General features: G+C 71.3%; 15 protein-coding genes and 1 tRNA gene. 10 read left to right on the forward strand and 6 right to left on the reverse strand.

Annotated elements, in window-relative coordinates:
- Window positions 1-137: 137 nt before the first annotated feature.
- Genes ABFX81_RS04080 through ABFX81_RS04100 form a run of 5 tightly spaced genes read left to right on the forward strand, consistent with a single transcriptional unit; the run spans window position 138 to window position 5,437 of the window.
- Window positions 138-791, forward strand: coding sequence for an EboA domain-containing protein (locus ABFX81_RS04080; RefSeq protein WP_346137770.1), 654 nt, complete (start codon window positions 138-140; stop codon window positions 789-791).
- Complete coding sequence (locus ABFX81_RS04085) at window positions 791-1,711, forward strand: TatD family hydrolase (RefSeq protein ID WP_346137627.1); 921 nt, start codon at window positions 791-793, stop codon at window positions 1,709-1,711. The genes ABFX81_RS04080 and ABFX81_RS04085 overlap by 1 nt, the downstream gene beginning before the upstream one ends.
- Before the next feature lie 3 nt (window positions 1,712-1,714).
- A complete protein-coding gene (gene eboE / locus ABFX81_RS04090; protein WP_346137628.1) occupies window positions 1,715-2,884 on the forward strand; it encodes a metabolite traffic protein EboE in 1,170 nt (389 codons plus the stop codon).
- Window positions 2,881-4,332 carry an alkaline phosphatase family protein gene (locus ABFX81_RS04095; RefSeq protein ID WP_086855414.1) on the forward strand — a complete coding sequence of 484 codons (1,452 nt, stop codon included), beginning with the start codon at window positions 2,881-2,883 and terminating at the stop codon, window positions 4,330-4,332. The genes eboE and ABFX81_RS04095 overlap by 4 nt, the downstream gene beginning before the upstream one ends.
- 46 nt (window positions 4,333-4,378) lie before the next feature.
- Window positions 4,379-5,437, forward strand: a complete 1,059-nt coding sequence (locus tag ABFX81_RS04100; protein WP_086855413.1) for a TIM barrel protein — start codon at window positions 4,379-4,381, stop codon at window positions 5,435-5,437.
- Between the two features lie 149 nt (window positions 5,438-5,586).
- Here ABFX81_RS04100 and ABFX81_RS04105 read toward each other — a convergent pair whose 3' ends face one another.
- The 4 genes from ABFX81_RS04105 to ABFX81_RS04120 all read right to left on the reverse strand — a co-directional run bounded on the left by ABFX81_RS04105 (window position 5,587) and on the right by ABFX81_RS04120 (window position 12,181).
- Window positions 5,587-6,975, reverse strand: coding sequence for an MFS transporter (locus ABFX81_RS04105; protein ID WP_086855412.1), 1,389 nt, complete (start codon window positions 6,973-6,975; stop codon window positions 5,587-5,589).
- 122 nt (window positions 6,976-7,097) lie between these two features.
- Window positions 7,098-9,242 (reverse strand): acetate--CoA ligase family protein, encoded by a 2,145-nt coding sequence (locus ABFX81_RS04110; protein WP_346137629.1) that lies wholly within the window; start codon window positions 9,240-9,242, stop codon window positions 7,098-7,100.
- A gap of 4 nt (window positions 9,243-9,246) precedes the next feature.
- On the reverse strand, window positions 9,247-10,488 hold the full coding sequence (frc, locus tag ABFX81_RS04115) for a formyl-CoA transferase (protein WP_086854157.1): 1,242 nt from the start codon (window positions 10,486-10,488) through the stop codon (window positions 9,247-9,249).
- A 10-nt stretch (window positions 10,489-10,498) separates the two neighbouring features.
- Window positions 10,499-12,181 carry a thiamine pyrophosphate-binding protein gene (locus ABFX81_RS04120; protein WP_086854156.1) on the reverse strand — a complete coding sequence of 561 codons (1,683 nt, stop codon included), beginning with the start codon at window positions 12,179-12,181 and terminating at the stop codon, window positions 10,499-10,501.
- Window positions 12,182-12,358: 177 nt separating this feature from the next.
- Between ABFX81_RS04120 and sucC the strand changes: the two genes are divergently transcribed.
- Genes sucC through ABFX81_RS04135 form a run of 3 tightly spaced genes read left to right on the forward strand, consistent with a single transcriptional unit; the run spans window position 12,359 to window position 16,017 of the window.
- A complete protein-coding gene (gene sucC / locus ABFX81_RS04125) occupies window positions 12,359-13,489 on the forward strand; it encodes an ADP-forming succinate--CoA ligase subunit beta (protein ID WP_086854155.1) in 1,131 nt (376 codons plus the stop codon).
- A gap of 9 nt (window positions 13,490-13,498) precedes the next feature.
- Window positions 13,499-14,431, forward strand: a complete 933-nt coding sequence (sucD, locus tag ABFX81_RS04130) for a succinate--CoA ligase subunit alpha (RefSeq protein ID WP_086854154.1) — start codon at window positions 13,499-13,501, stop codon at window positions 14,429-14,431.
- 44 nt (window positions 14,432-14,475) lie between these two features.
- Complete coding sequence (locus ABFX81_RS04135) at window positions 14,476-16,017, forward strand: aldehyde dehydrogenase family protein (protein WP_086854153.1); 1,542 nt, start codon at window positions 14,476-14,478, stop codon at window positions 16,015-16,017.
- Window positions 16,018-16,059: 42 nt separating this feature from the next.
- Here the strand turns inward: ABFX81_RS04135 and ABFX81_RS04140 are convergent, their stop codons facing one another.
- Window positions 16,060-17,394, reverse strand: a complete 1,335-nt coding sequence (locus ABFX81_RS04140) for a DUF2254 family protein (protein ID WP_086854152.1) — start codon at window positions 17,392-17,394, stop codon at window positions 16,060-16,062.
- 142 nt (window positions 17,395-17,536) lie between these two features.
- Between ABFX81_RS04140 and ABFX81_RS04145 the strand changes: the two genes are divergently transcribed.
- Window positions 17,537-17,621 (forward strand) — tRNA-Leu (locus ABFX81_RS04145).
- A gap of 98 nt (window positions 17,622-17,719) precedes the next feature.
- Here the strand turns inward: ABFX81_RS04145 and ABFX81_RS04150 are convergent.
- Complete coding sequence (locus ABFX81_RS04150) at window positions 17,720-19,546, reverse strand: sigma-54-dependent Fis family transcriptional regulator (RefSeq protein WP_346137630.1); 1,827 nt, start codon at window positions 19,544-19,546, stop codon at window positions 17,720-17,722.
- 212 nt (window positions 19,547-19,758) lie between these two features.
- Between ABFX81_RS04150 and ABFX81_RS04155 the strand changes: the two genes are divergently transcribed.
- On the forward strand, window positions 19,759-21,498 hold the full coding sequence (locus ABFX81_RS04155) for an FAD-dependent monooxygenase (RefSeq protein ID WP_086842097.1): 1,740 nt from the start codon (window positions 19,759-19,761) through the stop codon (window positions 21,496-21,498).
- The last annotated feature ends 36 nt before the right edge of the window (window positions 21,499-21,534 follow it).

Here is a 21,534-nt window from a genome sequence, read left to right on the forward strand (position 1 = left end):
CGCGGGATGCCCAGGGCCCCGAGTCCGCCGCCGCACGGGACGCCCAAGCCCCCGAGAACGCCAACTCCCTGGCCACCACGGACACCCCCAGCACCCACACCACCCCCAGCACCCAGACCACCCAACCCACCCTCGACATCGCCCTCGCCTCCTCGCCGGCCGACCTCCGCCGCCACCTGACCACCCACCTCGATCCCGCCGCCCTCGCCTGGCTCGAGCACGCCCTCGACGAGGCGGCCGCCCACCCCGGTATCCACGGGCCCATCTCCGCGTGGGAACTGCGCCTCGCCGAAGCCGGTCGCCGCTGCGGTGCCGCGTACGCCGACGCCGCGCGCGTCCTCATCCTCGACGCGGCCCGTGCCGGGACCGACGCCCTGACGCGGGTGTACTTCCAGGGCACCGCCGATGAGCGCCGCGCCGTCCTGCACGCCCTGCCCCACCTCGTGTCCGGCCCCGGCGCCCTCCCGCTCGTCGAGGACGCCCTGCGCACCAACGACACCCGGCTCCTGGCCGCCGCCGTCGGCCCCTACGCCGCCCGGCACCTGGCCCCCCACGACTGGCGCCACGCCGTACTGAAGTGCCTGTTCACCGGCGTCCCCGTCGACCGAGTGGCGGACCTGCCCCGGCGGGCCCGAGGCGACGGCGAACTCGCCCGCATGCTGGGCGACTACGCCGCCGAACGCACCGCCGCCGGCCGCACCGTCCCCGAGGACCTGTACCGCGTCCTGGACCTGACCGAGTCCGCCGGCCCCGCGCCCGGCACGGACCACCCCCACGGCAAGGAGTCCTGATGCGCATCTTCGACCCCCACATCCACATGACGTCCCGGACCACGGACGACTACGAGGCCATGTACGCCGCCGGTGTCCGCGCCGTCGTCGAGCCCTCCTTCTGGCTCGGCCAGCCCCGCACCTCGCCCGCCTCCTTCCTCGACTACTTCGACTCCCTCCTCGGCTGGGAGCCGTTCCGCGCCGCCCAGTACGGCATCGCCCACCACTGCACGCTGGCGCTCAACCCCAAGGAGGCGAACGACCCGCGCTGTGTGCCCGTCCTGGACGCACTGCCCCGGTATCTCGTCAAGGACAACGTCGTGGCCGTCGGCGAGATCGGCTACGACTCCATGACCCCCGCCGAGGACACCGCCCTCGCCGCCCAGCTCCAGCTCGCCGCCGACCACGGCCTGCCCGCCCTGGTGCACACCCCGCACCGCGACAAGCTCGCCGGGCTGCGCCGCACCCTCGACGCCGTCCGGGAGTCCGCACTGCCCCCGGAACGCGTCCTGGTCGACCACCTCAACGAGACCACCGTCAAGGAGGCCAAGGACAGCGGCTGCTGGCTGGGCTTCTCCGTCTATCCGGACACCAAGATGGACGAGGAGCGGATGATCGCGATCCTGCGCGCCTACGGCACCGAGCAGGTCCTGGTGAACTCCGCCGCCGACTGGGGGAAGAGCGACCCCCTGAAGACCCGCAAGGTCGGTGACCTGATGCTGGCCGAGGGTTTCAGTGAGGACGACGTCGACCAGGTGCTGTGGCGCAACCCCGTCGCCTTCTACGGGCTCAGCGGCCGCCTGGACCTCGACGTCACCGGCACGGAGGCCACCCACGAGGGCAACTCCATCCTCCGCGGCGTACCGAAGGACCCGCACGAGCCGGACCCCGGCCCTGGCGACGGCGGCGAGCCGGCCCGCGTCCCCGCCGCGGGGGCGTGAACCATGCGCTTCCGCCACCCCGACGGCTCCACCGTCCACCTCGCCTACTGCACCAACGTCCACCCCGCCGAAACCCTCGACGGCGTCCTCGCCCAGCTCCGTGACCACTGCGAACCCGTCCGCCGCCGCCTGGGCCGCGACCGGCTCGGCATCGGGCTGTGGCTCGCCAGGGACGCCGCCCTCGCCCTCGACACCGACCCGTCCGCGCTGCGCGGGCTGCGCACCGAGCTCGACCGGCGCGGCCTGGAGGTCGTCACCCTCAACGGCTTCCCGTACGAGGGCTTCGGCGCCGAAGAGGTCAAGTACCGCGTCTACAAGCCGGACTGGGCCGACCCGGAACGCCTCGACCACACCACCGCCCTGGCCCGCGTCCTCGCCGGGCTCCTCCCCGACGACGTCGGCGACGGCACGATCTCCACCCTGCCCCTCGCCTGGCGCACCGCGTACGACGACGCACGCGCACAGACAGCCCGCACCGCCCTGCTCACCCTCGCCGAACGCCTCGACGCCATCGAGGAACTGACCGGCCGCTCCATCCGCGTCGGGCTGGAACCGGAACCCGGCTGCGTCGTCGAGACCACCCTTGACGCCATCGCCCCGCTCACCGCGATCGGCCACGACCGCATCGGCATCTGTGTCGACACCTGCCACCTCGCCACCTCCTTCGAAGACCCGCACACCGCCCTGGACGCCCTCACCGAGGCCCGCGTCCCCGTCGTCAAATCCCAGCTCTCCGCCGCTCTCCACGCCGAGCACCCCCATCTGCCCGAGGTCCGCGAGGCCCTCGCCGCCTTCGCCGAACCCCGCTTCCTGCACCAGACCCGCACGGCCACCGCCGCCGGCCTGCGCGCCACCGACGACCTCGACGAGGCCATCGCGGGCCACGCCCTGCCCGACGGCGCACCCTGGCGCGCCCACTTCCACGTCCCCCTGCACGCGGCCCCCGCCGCACCCCTCACCTCCACACTCCCGGTCCTGAAGACCGCACTCACCCGGCTCGTCGGCGGCCCGGCCCCGCTCACCCGCCACCTGGAGGTCGAGACCTACACCTGGCAGGCCCTCCCGCCCGAGCTGCGCCCGCGCGGCCGCAGCCAGCTCGCCGAGGGCATCGCCGCCGAACTCACCCTCGCCCGCGACCTGTTGACGGACCTCGGACTGAAGGAGCTGCCGTGAGCACCCACCCGTCCGCCCCGCGCGCACACCCGGCCCGGACAGGCCCCACACCACTCCTCGTCCTCGACGTCGTCGGCCTCACCCCCCGTCTCCTCGACCACATGCCCCGCCTCAAGGCGCTCGGCCAGTCAGGCTCCCGCGCCCCGCTGGGCACCGTGCTCCCCGCCGTCACCTGTGCCGCCCAGTCCACGTTCCTCACCGGCACCACGCCCTCCGAACACGGCATCGTCGGCAACGGCTGGTACTTCCGCGAACTCGGCGACGTCCTCCTGTGGCGCCAGCACAACGGCCTCGTCGCCGGCGACAAACTCTGGGACGCCGCCCGCCGCGCCCACCCCGGCTACACCGTGGCGAACATCTGCTGGTGGTACGCCATGGGCGCCGACACCGACATCACCGTCACCCCCCGTCCGGTCTACTACGCCGACGGCCGCAAGGAACCCGACTGCTACACCAGGCCGGCCGCGCTGCACGACGAACTCACCGACAGACTCGGCACCTTCCCCCTCTTCCACTTCTGGGGCCCGGGAGCGGATCTCGTCTCCAGCCGGTGGATCATCGACGCGACCCGCCACATCATCCGCACCCGGCGCCCCGACCTGGCGCTCTGCTACCTCCCTCACCTCGACTACGACCTCCAGCGCTTCGGCCCCGACGACCCGCGCTCCCTGAAGGCGGCCGCCGACCTGGACGCCGCCATGGCACCGCTCCTGGACGACGCACGCGCCGAGGGCCGCACGGTCGTCGCGCTGTCCGAGTACGGCATCACCCGGGTGAGCCGCCCCGTCGACATCAACCGCGCCCTGCGCCGCGCAGGCCTGCTGGAGGTGCACACCCAGGACGGCATGGAGTACCTCGACCCGATGGCGTCCCGTGCCTTCGCGGTCGCCGACCACCAGATCGCCCACGTCTACGTGCGCCGCCCCGAGGACCTCGACGCCACCCGGGCCGTCCTCGACGGCCTGCCCGGCATCGAGCAACTCCTCGACGACGAGGGCAAGAAGGCCCACCACCTCGACCATCCGCGCGCCGGCGAACTCGTCGCCGTGGCGGAACCCGACGCCTGGTTCACGTACTACTACTGGCTCGACGACGCCCGCGCGCCCGACTTCGCGCAGCTCGTCGAGATCCACCGCAAACCCGGCTACGACCCGGTCGAGCTCTTCATGGATCCCCTCGACCCCTACGTCAAGGTCAAGGCGGCCACCGCACTGGCGCGCAAGAAACTCGGCATGCGCTACCGCATGGCGGTCGTGCCCCTGGACCCCTCACCTATTCGCGGCAGCCACGGCCGCCTCCCGGCGAGCGACGACGACGGTCCGCTCCTCATCTGCTCCACCCCCCGCGCTGTCGGCGACCGCGTAGCGGCCACCGATGTGAAGTCACTGCTGCTCCGACTCGCCGGTCTCACTGAGGACGGACCCTCAGTCCCGACTGGTCACAAGTGAAGCACTCACCACTGACAACGCCCTGAGATCACGAGGAGTTCCACGCATGAGCCGCTTCTCCCAGCCCGACCCCGAACTCACCCACCGCCTCAGCAGACGAGGCATGCTCGGCGTGGCCGCGGGCGCCACCGCCGCCGCCCTGCTCGGTGCCGCCGCCCCCGCGACCGCCGCCACCGGCAACGCGGCCGCCACCACCGGCACGGCCTCCGGCGCCAAGGGCCGAGGCCGTCCCGTCCTGCCGCCCGGCCGCCTCGGCATCCAGCTCTACAGCCTCCGCGACAAGGTCTCCACCCTCGGTTTCGGCCCCGTCTTCGCCGAACTGGAGAGGTACGGCTACGACGAGGTCGAGTTCGCCGGCTACACCCAGGGCTCGGCCGGCCCCATCACGCTCGCCCAGCTCAAGCGGCTGGCCCGGAGCCACGGCCTGAACCCCATCGGCAGCCACGTCGGTTACTACTCCAGCGACCCGAACGCCTACACGTTCGCCCAGAACCTCACCAAGGTCCTCGACGACGCCCAGGCCCTCGGCCTCAAGCACATCGGCACGGCCGCCGGCCCGTTCCGCTACGGCTCGACCGTCGACGCCTGGAAGCGCGCCGCCGAGGACTTCAACACCTATGGCGCCGCTGCGAAGGCCAGGGGCATGAAGTTCTACCAGCACAACCACTCCGAGGAGTTCTCCTTCGCCACCGACAACCCCAAGGTCCGCCTCTACGACGTCCTGCTCAAGGAGACCGACCCGGACCTCGTCTACCTGGAGATGGACATCTACTGGGCCTACGTCGGCCAGTTCCGCTTCTCCAAGCGGCCCGACGGCACGCCCGCGCCGTTCGAACCGCTCAACTACGTTCTCAGGCAGCCCGACCGCTACCCGCTGTTCCACGTCAAGGACGGCGACAGCGACCCGTCGAACCCGTACGGCTACCGCATGACAGACGTAGGCGACGGCGACATCGACTACCAGCGGTTCATCTCCGCCGTGACCCGGCTGCGCGGCCACCGCATGGCCCACCACTGGCAGGCCGAGCACGACAACCCGGCCGAGTCCTTCACGTTCGCGCGCCGCTCCAGCGCGCACCTGCACTCCCTGAGGGAGAAGTGCTGACGCCGTAGGAACGTGAGGAGGCCCCTCCCCGGCCGGGGAGGGGCCTCCTCACGTGTGGGACGGTCAACCATCGTTGTCGCGATAGGGGACGGTGTGCGGCGCCGGACGGTACGTGCGGGCTGCTTGCCGCGGACGGCTCCGCGGTCCTGTCAGGTCGTGTCCTCGCCGAGCGGTTGCGGGTTGGGAGCGATACGGCGCGTTTCCTTGTCGCGTCCCGGCGGGCTGAGGAACACGGCCACGCAGCCGGCGAAGAGCGAGATGGAGCCGGCCAGGATGAACGCGCCGGAGTGTCCCCAGGCGCCGACGACCACGGCGCCCATGCCCGCGCCCAGACCGGAGACGAGCTTGGCGCTGTAGACCATGCCGTAGTTGGAGGCGTTGTTGTTCTCACCGAAGTAGTCGGCGGTGAGGGCCGCGAACATCGGGAAGATGGCGCCGCCGCCGAAGCCGGAGATCGAGGAGAAGATCAGGAACAGCGGAAGGTTCTCGGCCTCCGCCGACCACAGGATGCCGTACTGGGAGAGACCCAGGATGACGCAGACGACGAGCAGGCACCGTTTGCGGCCGTACAGGTCGGAGAGCCAGCCGATGACACCGCGGCCGGTACCGTTGACGATCGCCTTCAGGGACATGGCCGTGGCGACGATCCCGCCCGCGAACCCGGCCTCCTCGCCGATCTCCACCTGGAAGGCGATACCGAAGATGTTCACGCCGGACGTGCACGCCAGGCAGAACCACATCAGGGCCACCCGGCCGGTCTTCCACGCCTCCTTGGGGGAGTACTGGCGCACCGCCGGCGGGTTCATGCGCAGGGAGCGGGCCGCGCGCGGGTCCTCGGGCGGGTTGAGCGGGTCGATCGAGGCGGGCCACCAGTTCTTCGGCGGGTCCTTGAAGAAGTAGCCGGAACACGCGACCACCCCGGCCAGGAACACACCCACCGAGACCAGCACCCAGCGGAAGTTGGTCAGGTCCATGTAGCCGTTGAAGAGGAAGACGAAGGGCACCGAGCCGTAGGCGAAACCGCCGTTGACGAAGCCGGTCTTGCCGCCCTTGCGCTCCGGGTACCACTTGCCGACCATGTTGACGCAGGTCGCGTACACCATGCCCGCGCCCATGCCGCTGAACATGCTGAAGCCGATGTAGGCGAAGACGACGTGCGGTGCGAAGGCCAGTGACAGGTAGCCCAGCAGCGTGCCCGCCGCGCCGCACAACATCGCCCAGCGGGCCGGAAGCTTTCCGCTCTCCCGCAGCTTGCCCGCGGGGAAGGCCACCGCGGCCTGGAAGAAGACCCACACGGTCATCATCCAGAAGATGTGCATGCTGTCCCACGCGTGTGCCGTGTGCAGGGTCTCCTCGGCGGACGCGAACGCGTACTCGGCGGAGGAGATACCCATCATGCCGATCCAGGGCAGGATCACCATCCACTTGCGCTTGCGCCCCATGATGTCGATGTCGGTCTCACCGAGGCGGTAGACGCGTCCGTTCGCGTCGGTGACCTCCCGGTAGGGAACCGTGGTGGGCAGATCGGTCGTTGTCATGTCGTGTCGCACCCCTTGCGTCGAAAGATCTGGCCAGCGCCCCCTGTCCCATGCCTTTCGTGCGCGTGCGGGTCCCGGGGCCGGCCGACGCGCACCGTCGGCCGGCCCCCCGCTCCCTCACCTCATGTACCGCCCCCCAGCAGCCCCGCCTCCCGCGCCCAGCGGTAGTTCGCGCCGAGCACGGCCACCGGCTTCTCGGTCGTGTACGGGTATGCGACGACCCCACGCTCGAAGAGGTACTGGCAGGCCTCCTCGACCTCCACGTCGCCCGCGAGCGACGCCACGACCGGCTTCTCGATCCCGCGCTCCCGGAACTCGGCCACCACGCGCGCGGTGAGTTCCGCGAACACCATGGGAGGGGTGACGATGGTGTGCCAGTAGCCCAGGACGAGCGCGTGGATGCGCGGGTCCTCGAGGCCCAGCCGGATCGTGGCCTCGTACGTCGACGGTGGCTCGCCCCCGGTGATGTCCACCGGGTTGCCCGCGGCCCCGAAGGGCGGGATGAACGTCCGGAACGCCTCGTCCAGGTCCGGCGGGATCTCCATCAGCGACAGGCCGTTGTCCGTCACCGCGTCCGAGAGCAGCACACCGCTGCCGCCGGCGCCCGTGATGATCACGACGTTGTCGCCCTTGGGGGCGGGGAGTACCGGCAACGCGCGCGCGTACTCCAGCATGTCGTTCAGCCCCGGCGCCCGGATGACGCCGGCCTGCCGCAGGATGTCGTCGTACACGGCGTCGTCGCCCGCCAGGGCACCGGTGTGCGAACCGGCCGCCTTCGCGCCCGCCGCCGTACGGCCCGCCTTGAGCACCACCACCGGCTTCTTCGGCACGGTGGCCCGCGCGGCCTCCACGAAGGCGCGCCCGTCCTTGAGATCCTCCAGGTGCATCGCGATGCACTCGGTGTGCGGGTCCTCCCCGAACCAGGTCAGCAGGTCGTCCTCGTCCAGGTCCGACTTGTTGCCGAGCCCGACGATCGCCGACACACCCGTCTTGGTGGTGCGGGCGAAGCCCAGGATCGCCATCCCGATGCCGCCCGACTGCGAGGTCAGCGCCACCCCGCCCTTGACGTCGTACGGCGTGCAGAACGTGGCGCACAGGTCGTGCCAGGTCGAGTAGTAGCCGTAGATGTTCGGCCCCAGCAGCCGGACGCCGTGCCGCTCGGCGATCGCGACGATCTCCGCCTGGAGTTCGTGTTCACCGGTCTCCGCGAAGCCGGAGGGGATCAGTACGGCGTTCGGGATGCCCTTGCGTCCCACCTCCTCCAGGGCCGAGGCCACGAACTTGGCGGGGATCGCGAAGACCGCCACATCCACCTCACCGGGAACGTCGGTGACACTCTTGTACGCCTTGCGGCCCAGAATGTCATCGGCCTTGGGGTTCACCGGGTGGATGTCGCCCGCGAAACCGCCGTCGACGAGGTTGCGCATCACGGAATTGCCGATCTTGCCCTGCTCGTTGGAGGCACCGATGACGGCGACCGAAGCCGGCTGCATCAGACGGCGCATCGACGCGAGGATCTCGTCCCGCGAGTACTTCCGGCGCGGCGCGGGCTGCGACTCGGCCAGGATGACCCGGATGTCGGCCGCCACCGCCCCCTCCGCGGTGGCGATCACCGGGTTGAGGTCGACCTCCGCGATCTCCGGGAAGTCCGCGACGAGTTCCGACACCCGGCGTATCTGCTCGGCGACGGCCCACCGGTCCACGCCCGCCTGACCACGCACCCCGCGCAGGATCTCCGCCGACCGGATCGAGTCCAGCATCGACAGCGCCTCGTCCGCGTCCACCGGTGCGAGCCGGAAGGTGACGTCCTTCAGCACCTCGACCAGCACCCCGCCGAGCCCGAAGGCGACCACCTTCCCGAACGTCGGGTCCGTGACCGCCCCGACGATGACCTCCTGCCCCTTGGGCAGCAGTTCCTGCACCTGCACACCCGAGATGCGGGCCTGTGGGTCGTAGGTACGCGCGTTGTCGATGATGGTGCGGAACGCGGCCCGTACGTCGGTCGCGCCCTCGACGCCGACGATCACCCCGCCGGCGTCGGTCTTGTGCAGGATGTCCGGCGAGACGATCTTCATCACGACGGGCCCGCCGAAGCGTGCCGCGAACGCCACGGCCTCGTCGACGTCGGTCGCCAGCTCCTCGCCGGGTACGGCGATCCCGTACGCGTCGGCGATCACCTTGCCCTCGGGCGCGGTGAGCGCGGTCCGCCCCTCGGCCCGCACGGAGTCGAGGAGGCCGCGCACCCGCAGGACCCGGTCTTCGGCCATCACGTCAGATCACTCCGTTCGACTTGAGCAGGCGCACTTCCTCGTCGCCGAGGCCGAGTTCGCCGACGTAGACCTCTTCGTTGTGCTCGCCGAGCAGGGGTGAACCGGTCACCTCGACGGGTGAGTCGGACAGCTTGAGCGGGCTGCCGACGGTGACGAACTCGCCGCGCTGCGGGTGCGGGACGGTGACGACCATCTCGTTGGCGACCAGCGACCGGTCCTCGATGATCTCCCTGGTGGACAGGATCGGCCCGCACGGGATGTTGTGCGCGTTGAGCCGCTCCAGCACTTCCCACTTGGGCAGCGTCGAGGACCACTCCTCGATCAGCTGGAACATCTTGTTCAGCTTGGGAAGCCGCGCCTCGGGCGTCGCCCACTCGGGGTCGTCGGCCAGTTCGGGCCGGCCGATGAGCTCGCTGACCGGCCGCCAGCCGACGGGCTGCACGATGACGTACACGTAGTCGTTCGGGCCGCCCGGCGCGCACTTGACCGCCCAGCCGGGCTGGCCGCCGCCGGACGCGTTTCCGGACCTGGGAACCTCGTCGCCGAAGTCCTCGTTGGGATATTCAGCGAGCGGCCCGTGTGCCAGGCGCTGCTGGTCCCGCAGCTTCACCCGGCACAGGTTCAGTACGGCGTGCTGCATGGCCACGTTGACCCGCTGCCCGCGCCCGGTGCGCTCCCGTTGGTAGAGCGCGGCGAGGATGCCCGCCACGGCGTGCACGCCCGTCCCCGAGTCCCCGATCTGGGCCCCCGTCGCCAGCGGCGGCCCGTCCTCGAAACCGGTGGTCGACATCGACCCGCCCATGGCCTGCGCGACGACCTCGTACGCCTTGAAGTTGGTGTACGGGCCCTCGCCGAACCCCTTGATGGAGGCATAGACGATCCGTGGATTGATCTCCTGGATGCGGTCCCAGGTGAAGCCCATCCGGTCCACCGCGCCCGGTCCGAAGTTCTCGACCATGACGTCCGAGCGCCGGATCAGCTCGGTGAGGATTTCCTTGCCGCGTTCGGTCTTGGTGTTGAGGGTGATGCTCCGCTTGTTGCAGTTGAGCATCGTGAAGTAGAGGGAGTCGACGTCCGGCAGGTCACGCAGCTGCTTGCGCGTGATGTCGCCGGTCGGCGCCTCCAGTTTGACGACGTCCGCGCCGAGCCAGGCGAGCAGCTGGGTCGCGGAGGGCCCGGACTGGACGTGGGTCATGTCCAGGACGCGGATGCCTTCGAGGGCCTTGGTGGACGGAGCAGTCATCGGGGGCACCTCACTTGTACATGGTCTGGTTCATGGTTCCGGGGGCGTACGCGTCGGGGTCGACCCAGACGTTGATCAGGGACGGCTTGCCGGACTCGCGGGCGCGCCGCAGGGCCGGGCCGATGTCGGCGGGGTCGCGGACCTCCTCGCCGTGACCGCCCAGCATCTGGGCGAACTTGTCGTAGTGGACGTCGCCGAGGGTGTTGCCGATCCGCTCGCGGTCCTTGCCGTACTTGGCGGCCTGGCCGTAGCGGATCTGGTTCATGGAGGAGTTGTTGCCGACGATGCCGACGAAGGGGAGGTCGTAGCGGACCAGAGTCTCGAAGTCCCAGCCGGTGAGGGAGAACGCGCCGTCACCGAAGAGGGCCACCACTTCCTTGTCGGGCCGCGCCTGCTTGGCCGCGAGCACGAAGGGGACGCCGACGCCGAGCGTGCCCAGGGGCCCCGGGTCCATCCAGTGCCCGGGCGACTTGGGCTGCACGACCTGCCCGGAGAAGGTGACGATGTCGCCGCCGTCGCCGATGTAGATCGAGTCCTCGGTGAGGAAGTCGTTGATCTCGCTGACCAGCCGGTACGGGTGGATGGGCGAGGCGTCCGACCTCAGGCTGGGCAGCCGCTTCTGCAGAGCGGTCTGCTCGGCCGCCCGCAGTTCGTCCAGCCACTCCTTGCGCTTCGACGCCCCTCCGTTGACGCGCCCGGAGGCCGCCTCGGTCACCGACTTCAGCACCAGCCCCGCGTCGCCCACGATGCCGAGGTCGATGTCGCGGTTCTTGCCGACCGTGCGGTAGTCGAGGTCGATCTGCACGACGGTCGCGTCCGGCGACAGCCGCTTGCCGTAGCCCATGCGGAAGTCGAAGGGCGTACCGACGATGACGATGACGTCGGCGTTGGAGAAGGCGTACCGGCGCGACAGCTGGAAGTGGTGCGGGTCGCCGGGCGGGAGGGTGCCACGGCCGGCGCCGTTCATGTACGCCGGGATGTTCAGCGTGCGCACCAGCTCGATGGCCGCCTCGGTGCCCCGGGTCGTCCACACCTGGCTGCCGAGCAGGACGGCCGGCTTCTCGGCGTGCACGAGCAGGTCGGCGAGCTTCTCGATCGACTCCGGGTCGCCGGCCGAGCGGGTCGACGCGCGGTAGGCACCGGCCTGGGGCACGCGTGCCTTGACGGCCGGCACCTTGGCGTCCAGCACGTCGCGCGGGATCTCCAGGAAGGAGGGGCCCGGCGCGCCGTGGAAGCACTCGCGGAACGCCATGGAGACCATGTCGGCCGCGCGTGCCGTGTCCGGCACCGTCGCCGCGAACTTGGTGATGGGGTTCATCATGTCGACGTGCGGCAGGTCCTGGAGTGACCCCATCTTGTGCTGGCTGAGAGCTCCCTGACCGCCGATCAGCAGCATCGGGGACTCCGCGCGGAAGGCGTTGGCGACACCGGTGACGGCGTCGGTCGTCCCCGGGCCGGCGGTGACCACGGCGCAGCCGGGCTTGCCGGTGATGCGCGCGTAACCGTCGGCGGCGTGGGCGGCGACCTGTTCGTGGCGTACATCGACGACTTCGATGCCCTCGTCGACGCAGCCGTCGTATATGTCGATGATGTGGCCGCCGCAGAGTGTGTAGATGCGCTCGACCCCCTCGGCCTTCAGTGCCTTGGCTACGAGATGACCACCGGAGATCACGTCCTGGGTGTCGTCGGGCATGGCGAAGTCCTGTCCCTTCGTAGGGGGTTGGAACGACTCACGGTACATTGCATACAGTCGACGAATACTGTATGAAGCTTGTTATCCCGCATCCGGTGGGTGGTGTCCAGGGGGCGTGCGGCATTTTCGGGGGTCTGGGGGTCGCTCCCCAGAAAACACAGCAGGCAGGAGCCGGAAATGGACCTGTACGAACATCAGGCAAGGGAACTCTTCGAAGAACACGGCATCTTGGTGCCGCGGGCCGAGGTGACGGACTCGCCCAAGGAGGCCCGTGACATCGCACGCCGGCTCGGTGGCCGGGTCGTGGTGAAGGCCCAGGTGAAGACCGGTGGCCGCGGCAAGGCAGGCGGAGTGAAGCTCGCCGCCGACCCGGCCGCCGCCGAGCTCACCGCCCGTCAGATCCTCGGCATGGACATCAAGGGGCACCGGGTCGGCACGGTGATGCTGGCCCAGCCCGTGGACATCGAGGCCGAGTTCTACGTGTCCTACGTACTCGACCGCGCGGCGGGCCGCTTCCTGGCGATCGCCTCGGCCGAAGGCGGTATGGAGATCGAGGAGATCGCCGCCACCCGTCCCGAGGCCGTGGCCCGCATCCCGGTCGATCCCGCCGAGGGCGTCACCTCCGCGAAGGCCGGCGAGATCGCCGAGGCGGCCGGACTGCCGCCGCAGACCGTCGACGTCCTCGTACGGCTCTGGGGCGTCCTCGTCCGCGAGGACGCCCTCCTGGTCGAAGTGAACCCGCTCGTCCGCACCGGACAGGGGCACATCCTCGCCCTGGACGGCAAGATCACACTCGATGACAACGCCCGCTTCCGGCAGGCACGCTGGGGCGCGGACGACGCCGAGCACGACGACCCGCTGGAGGCGGCGGCCGCCGTCAAGGGACTCAACTACGTCAAGCTCGACGGCGAGGTCGGCATCATCGGCAACGGCGCCGGCCTCGTCATGTCGACACTGGACGTGGTCGCGGGCTGCGGCGCGCGCCCCGCCAATTTCCTCGACATCGGCGGCGGAGCGAGCGCGCGGATCATGGCGGACGGGCTGTCGGTCATCCTCTCCGACCCGGCCGTGAAGTCCGTCTTCGTCAACGTCTTCGGCGGGATCACCGCGTGCGACGCGGTCGCCGACGGCATCGTCCAGGCCCTGGACACCGTCCGCCTCACCAAACCGCTCGTCGTGCGCCTCGACGGCAACAACGCGCCCCGGGGCCGCGCCATCCTCGACGAGCACGCGCATCCGCTGGTCCAGCAGGTCACCACCATGGACGGCGCCGCCCGCCGTGCCGCCGAACTCGCCACCACAGCCTGAGGGGACGTCATGGCCATCTACCTCACCAAGGAGAGCAAGGTCCTCGTCCAGGGCATGACCGGCAGCGAGGGCATGAAGCACACCCGGCGCATGCTGGCGGCCGGCACGAACGTCGTCGGCGGCGTCAACCCGCGCAAGGCGGGCCGTACCGTCGACTTCGACGTCCCCCAGTGCCTCAAGGGCCTGGGGGGTGCCCCCATGGCCGTACCCGTCTTCGGCACGGTCGCCGACGGGATGCGCGCGACCGCGGCCGACGTCACCGTCGTCTTCGTACCGCCGGCCTTCGCCAGGGCGGCCGTCGTCGAAGCCGCCGACGCCGGCATCGGCCTCGCGGTCGTCATCACCGAGGGCATCCCCGTCCACGACTCCGTCGCCTTCACCACGTACGCCAGGGAGAAGGGCACCCGGGTCGTCGGTCCCAACTGCCCGGGCCTGATCACCCCGGGCCAGTCCAACGCGGGCATCATCCCGGCCGACATCACCAAACCGGGCCGCATCGGCCTGGTCTCCAAATCGGGCACGCTGACGTACCAACTCATGTACGAGCTCCGCGACACCGGCTTCTCCACATGCGTCGGCATCGGCGGCGACCCGGTCATCGGCACCACACACATCGACTGCCTCGCCGCCTTCCAGGACGACCCCGACACCGAACTCATCGTCCTCATCGGCGAGATCGGCGGCGACGCGGAAGAACAGGCGGCGGACTACGTCCGCGAGCACGTCACCAAGCCGGTCGTCGGCTACATCGCCGGGTTCACCGCACCCGAGGGCAAGACCATGGGGCACGCGGGCGCCATCGTGTCCGGCTCGTCCGGCACGGCACAGGCGAAGAAGGAGGCGCTGGAGGCGGCCGGGGTGAGCGTGGGCAGCACCCCGACCGAGACGGCGAAGCTCGTGCTGGAGCGTCTCGAAGCGCGTCTCGGAGAACAACGGCAGTGAGCCAGGTCCCGCCCCCGACCGTGCACCGAGAGCGGAGCAACCCCATGCCACCCACCCTCACCCTCAAATCCGGCACGACCTGGGCCGACGCGTGGCAGCGCTGCCTCACCGCCGCGCCCGAGGCCTTCCGTGACGACCGGATCCTCAACCTCTGGAACGCCGCCTGGCAGGCTGACGGCCGGGTCCTGCCCGCCGTCAGCCCCGTCGACGGCAGCCCCATCGCCGGCCCGCCGCGCCTGGACGGGGCCACCGCCCGCCGGGCCGTGCGCGCCGCCCTCGACCAGCACCGCGCCTGGCGTCACCTCCCCCTGCCGGAGCGCCGCGCCCGCGTCGCGGCCACCCTCGACGCCCTCGCCGAACACCGCCGACTGCTCGCCCTCCTGCTGGTCTGGGAGATCGGCAAACCCTGGCGGCTCGCCCTGGCGGACGTCGACCGGGCCATCGACGGGGTCCGCTGGTACGTCGACGGCATCGAGGAGATGATCGACGGCCGGGCCCCGCTGGACGGTCCGGTGTCCAACATCGCCAGCTGGAACTACCCGATGAGCGTGCTCGTTCACGCAGTGCTGGTCCAGGCACTGGCGGGCAACGCGGTCATCGCCAAGACCCCGACCGACGGCGGTGTCGCCTGCCTGACCCTGGCCTGTGCCCTCGCCGCGCGTGAGGGGATCCCCGTGACCCTCGTCAGCGGCAGCGGAGCCGAGCTGTCCCAGGCGCTGGTGCGGGCGCCCGAGATCGGCTGCGTCTCCTTCGTCGGCGGCCGCGACACCGGCGCCGCGGTGGCCACGGCCGTCGCCGACCTCGGCAAACGACACGTACTCGAACAGGAGGGACTCAACGCCTGGGGCATCTGGAACTACTCGGACTGGGACGCGCTCACCGCGGTCGTCCCCAAGCTCTTCGACTACGGCAAGCAGCGCTGCACGGCGTACCCGCGCTTCGTCGTCCAGCGGCACCTGTTCGACGCGTTCCTGGCGGCGTACCTCCCTGCGGTCCGCACGCTCAGGGTCGGGCATCCGCTCGCCGTGGAGCAGCCGGACGACCCGTACCCGGAGCTGGACTTCGGGCCGGTCATCAACGCGGCCAAGGCGAAGGAGCTCCAGGACCAGGTCGCCGAGGCGATCGAGCGCGGTGCCGTACCGCTGCACCGCGGCAGTCCGTCCGGCGCCCGCTTCCTGCCCGGCCAGGACACCTCGGCCTACGTCCAGCCGGTCACGCTCCTCAACCCGCCCCCGTCCTCTCCGCTGCACCACGCGGAGCCGTTCGGTCCGGTCGACACGATCGTCCTGGTCGACACGGAGGCGGAGCTGCTGGCCGCGATGAACGCCTCGAACGGCGCGCTGGTGGCCACACTGTCCACGGACGACCGGGCGACCTACGAGCGACTCGCCCCGCAGATCCGCGCGTTCAAGACCGGCCACGGCCGGCCCCGTTCCCGCGGCGACCGAGACGAGCTGTTCGGCGGGCTCGGCGCGTCCTGGCACGGCGCGTTCGTCGGCGGCGAGCTGCTGGTGCGCGCGGTGACACGGGGACCGGCGGGGGAGCGGCTGCCGGGGAACTTCCCGGAGTACCAGTTGCTGCCGTGAGGACCGCCAGTGCCAGGTGCTGCCGTAAGGGCAGGGCATCGGTCAGCCGATGCCCTGCCGGTCCGGGTGCAGGGCGAACGCGCGGTCTGCGGGTGCCGGCTCGGACCGGTCGACCGCCTGCCGGAGCAGATCGCGATGGCGGAGCAGCGGCTCCCGCCGTTCCGGCGGCACGAGCAGGAGCAGGTCGTCCAGTCCGGCCAGCATGCGCCGGCAGACCTGCGGGCTCCCGATGGCGGCCATCCGCACCTCTGTGAACCCCAGATCCACCAGCTCGGTCCACCCCGGCACGGGCTGCACCAGCCGCACCGTCCCGCCCCGGTCCCGGTGCAGGGCGGCGTCCAGGGGTCGCCGGCTCAGTGCGGCCAGGAACTCGACGACGCGGTCCAGCGCCTGGACAGCCGTCGTCGGATCGTTGATCGCGGACGACAGGGCGCGCAGCGCGATGTCGGACAACTGCCGCAGCCCGAAGCCGAGATCCTGGTGGTAGGTCCGCTCCACCCCCACCGAGACCGCGTAACGCAGCGCCCTGCGCGGCGGGACCGGTCCGCCGTGGACCGCCAGCACGGGCATCCCGGGCACCACGAAGTCCCCGATCCGCGGGATGAGCCGCAGCACGACCCCGTGCTTGCGGGCCACGCGCACCAGCCGCGCGATGTGCACGTCGCGCAGTACGCCCGCCCGGCCCTCGTGCGGCACCCACGCGGTCGCGGAACCGAGGCGGGCGCCGTCGTCCTGCCCGCCCGTCGACACGGGCATCGATGCCGCCACCCGGAACGACTCCGTGGCGATCCGCGCGATCACATGGCTGATCCGCATCAGCCGCAGGGTGGTGTTCACGTACAGCACGAAGAGCAACAGGCTCAGCGCGACCATGCAGAGGGTGAGGACCGACTGCACCAGGGGCACCGTGGTGACGGCACGCGGGTCGTCGACGCTGTCGAAGGAGGCCAGGACCAGCAGAGTCAGCACGAAGGTGGCCAGGAAGACCGCGAAGGTCGCCTTGGTGATCCGGCTCCGGACGAAGATCCGCACCACGCGCGGGGTGAACTGCCCGCTCGCCATCTGCACGGCCACCAGCGAGATGCTGAAGACCACACCGATGAACGTCATCATCGCCGAGCCGACCGCGCTCACCACCGCCTTCGCGTCCTCCGCGAACCGCAGCAGCTCGTCGAGCGTGTCGTAGTCGCCCTCGTCCCGGAGCGCTTCGACGATGGCCGTGTCCAGCGCCTGGGCCCCCACCCAGACCACGAAGACGCTCACCATCGCCGCCATGGGGGCGAACCAGAACGTGTCCCGCAGATACTCCCTGAGCGGCGACAGCGGACGGGCGCGACGCCTCGCCGTGGAGCCCTGCGTAACCATCCAGTCACTCATGGTGTGACCCTAGGGGTATCGGGGCGCGAGGTCCCGGACCCCCGCCCTGGGGAAGGAAACGCAGGTGAAAGGCACTGCGAAACCTTGGTATGGTTGTCCATGTCGCCGCCGGGCAGAGCCCCGGCAAGGCGGCAGACACCTGGTCCGGGTGGCGGAATGGCAGACGCGCTAGCTTGAGGTGCTAGTGCCCTTTATCGGGCGTGGGGGTTCAAGTCCCCCCTCGGACACTTGCTCCAGTTGCACGAGAGGTGCCGGCCAGTTCTGGTCGGCACCTTTTCTGTGTTCCACGTCCCCGATGGTGCAGGGCGCTGCGTGGTGCGGCCCCTCAGACCCGGTAGCCCCGCAGTTTGCGGTACAGCGTCGCCCGGCCGATTCCCAGCGCCGCCGCCGCGCGCGCCTTGTTGCCGCCGTGGCGGCGCAGTGCCTCGAGTATCGCGGCGCGCTCTGCGTGCTCCATCGGGCTGAGGGGCCGCGCGGCCGGGCCTTCCCGCACGGCGTCCGGCAGCTCCGCCCGGCGGACCGGACCCGACATCCGCCGGTGCTCCGCGAGGGCCCGGACGACATGGGCCAGCTCGGTGACATTGCCGGGCCACGGGTACCGCTCGAACGCGCGCAGGGCGTCCAGTGTCCATGTCAGCGGTGGCTGCCCGGGGGCCGGCCGCGGCGCCAGGGCCGGCAGCAGCTCCCGGATGTCCTCGGCGCGTTCCCGCAGCGGGGGGAGGGGCACCGAGCGGGCGGACAGTTTGTCCAGCAGGCGCTGGAGGCAGGGGCCGACCGGAGCGCCGGGGGTGTACGTGACCAGCAGCCGGGTGTCCGGGTGCGTGTCGAGCAGGGAGTTGAGAGCGGCCACGCCGGGCTGCGCGAGGCGCTCCGCGTGCCGGAGCAGGAGCGGGCGATCGGCCGGCCAGGCGGGCAGGGCCTTTTCGAGCCCGGGGTCCTGCGCCGCGTCGGCGATCTCGACGGCCGCCCGTGCCGCCGTGCCGAGCAGTTCCAGAGCCAGCGCGGACTTGCCGGTTCCGCGTTCACCGGTCAGCAGCAACGGCTCTGGCGAGCAGGCCAGTTCGACGGCACGCCCGACGGCATGCCGCCAGGAGACCGACGAGCCGGTCAGCGAACCGGGCGGGCGCGGCACGGCCGGCACCGACGGCACGGGTCCGGCGAGCGGCTCCAGGACGGCGACGATCCCGATGACCACGCCGTCCAGCCGTACCGGATCGATCCGCGCGGCCAGCCCCGCGCCCTCCGGCAGTTCGGGCACCATGGGCGGCTCGGACACGCCCGTGCCCTCGGGCTGCCCCACCTCACGCACGGCATCCGTCTGCCGCGCGCTCACCGCCGTACGCTCCAGCGCCCCGAGCACCTCGGGCGTCAGCAACTGCTGCGCGGAGTCGCTGATCAGGCGGTTACGACCGTCCAGCACCACCACGGCCCGGTCGGCCGCAGCCCGGTCTGTGCCGGCGGCGTCGGCCACGGCCCGGCCCGATCCCCCCGCCGCCCGCACATACGCGTCCAGCAGCACCCGCTCAGCCCGCCCCGCCCGCGCGCGCAGCTCCGTCTCGACCGCCGCGGCGGCGGCCTCGGCGAGTGCCGCCTGCGGGTGCGGCGAGCGCGCGGTGCCCAGCCGCGACGCGGAGGACGCGACGGTCAGCGTGCCGGCGACCCGGCCGCCCTCCGGGGCGAGCACCGGGACGCTCACGGCGGACACGTCCTGCCACCGGTCGAGGAAGTGCTCGGGCCCGTGCACCTCGGCCCGGCGCCGCGTGCGCAGGGCGAGGGCCGCGCTGTTGTTGCCGACCTCCTGCTCCGACAGGACGGGACACGGAGCGAGCCCGGGCATGCTCCCCGCGGTCCACAGCACGCGCAGCCGCTCGTCGGTCAGGACGAGGAGCGACCGGTCCGCGCCCAGGGCCGGGACGATCCGGTCGAGCACCGGCCGGGCCGCACCGAGCAGCGCCGACTCCACTGGCCGCGGGGGAGCGACGGCCGGCTCCTTCAAGTCGTGCGGCACACCGAAGAACCGCGCCCGCCGCCACGCCGCGACGACCTCCTCCGGAATGCCGCCGGGCAGCGGACGCCCCGACAGGAACCGCTCGCGGGCGAGACGCAGCGAGGGCAGGGCGGTGGCTGCGGGGGAGGAGTTGGTCGTGGTCACGGCACGCACCACCGTAACGGGTTCGGTTGAACGAGCAACAACGGGCCGCAACGGACCACAACGGGCGGCAACTGCCGTCCCCGCCGACCGGCGCCCCCTCACGAACCCGCCGGGTGTCTCGTAATGAGACACCCGTGACCGGCCGGACCCCTCCATGATCATGGACGCTCGATGTCCGCCCTCGTGTCCCCCGCCCCCGGTAGGAGAGCCTCGTGTCCACCGTCGTCGAGACCGACGTCCTGATCGTGGGCAGCGGCCCCGCCGGAGCCTCGGCCGCGCTCGCCCTGAGCACCTACGGCGTGCCCAACATCGTGGTGACCCGCTACGCGAGCCTCGCCGACACACCCCGCGCGCACATCACCAACCAGCGCACCATGGAGGTGCTGCGCGACCTCGGCGTGGAACAGGAGGTCGTCGCACAGGCCACCCCGCAGCACCTGATGGGCAACACGACGTTCTGCACCAGCCTGGCGGGCGAGGAACTGGGCCGGGTGCGCTCCTGGGGCAACGACCCGCTCGTGCAGGCGGAACACGAACTCGCCAGCCCCACCCGCATGTGCGACATGCCGCAGCACCTCATGGAGCCGGTCCTCGTGAACGCGGCCGTCGCCCGCGGCACCCGGTTGCGCTTCGAGACCGAGTACCTCTCCCACACCCAGGACGCCGACGGCGTCACGGCCACCGTCCGCGACCGGCTGCGCGGGGACACGTACGAGATCCGCGCCAAGTACCTGATCGGCGCCGACGGCGGACGGTCCAAGGTCGCCGCGGACGCCGGGCTGCCGATGGGCGGCCAGATGGGCGTGGCCGGCAGCATCAACATCGTCTTCGAGGCGGACCTGGCCAAGTACACCGCCCACCGCCCCTCCACGCTCTACTGGGTCCTCGCGCCCGGCGCCACGGTCGGCGGCATCGGCGCGGGCCTGGTGCGCTGCGTCCGCCCCTGGACCGAGTGGCTGATCGTGTGGGGCTACGACGTCACCGCGGGCGCCCCCGACCTGACCACCGAGTACGCCGAATCCGTCGTGCGCAAGCTCGTCGGCGACGACGACATCCCCGTCACCATCAAGTCGTCCTCCGCGTGGACCGTCAACGAGATGTACGCGGAGCGCTACGCGAACGGCCGCGTCTTCTGCGCCGGCGACGCCGTGCACCGGCATCCCCCGTCCAACGGCCTCGGCTCCAACACCTCCGTCCAGGACGCCTACAACCTGGCCTGGAAGCTCAAACTCGTCCTCGACGGCACCGCGCACCCCAGGCTGCTCGACAGCTACACCGCCGAACGCGCGCCCATCGGCCGGCAGGTCGTCACCCGCGCCAACCAGTCCATCCGCGAGACCGCCCCGGTCTTCGAGGCCCTGGACGGTCTCTCCCCGCAGACCCCCGAGCAGCTGTGGGCCAACATCACCGCCCGCAAGGACAGCACCGAGGCCGCCGGGAAGCAGCGCGCCGAGCTGCGCGAGGCGATCGCCTTCAAGGCGTACGAGTTCAACGCGCACGGAGTCGACCTCAACCAGCGCTACGCCTCCGGCGCGATCGTCCCGGACGGCACGCCCGACCCCGGCTTCGCCCGCGACCCCGAGCTGCACCACCAGCCGTCCACCCGCCCCGGCGCCCGGCTCCCGCACGCCTGGATCACCTCGGGCTCCCGCACGCTCTCCACCCTCGACACGGTCGGCCGGGGCCGCTTCACCCTGCTCACCGGCATCGGGGGAGAGGACTGGGTGCGGGCCGCCTCGGCTCAGGACCTCCCGGTCGCCACGGTGGTGATCGGCCCCGGGCAGGAGTACGAGGACCCGTACGGCGACTGGGCGCGCCTGAGCGAGATCTCCGACGCGGGCGCCCTGCTCGTGCGCCCCGACGGTTTCGTCGCCTTCCGGCACGCGTCCGCCGCACCGGACGCCGGGGAACTGCTCGCGGACGCGTTGCGGACCGTCCTCGGACACGCCTGAGCGCGCAATCATGGAAGCAAGGGCAGCAGCGAACGT

This window comes from Streptomyces coeruleofuscus (assembly GCF_039532725.1).
GTDB classification, from domain to species: Bacteria; Actinomycetota; Actinomycetes; order Streptomycetales; family Streptomycetaceae; genus Streptomyces; species Streptomyces coeruleofuscus.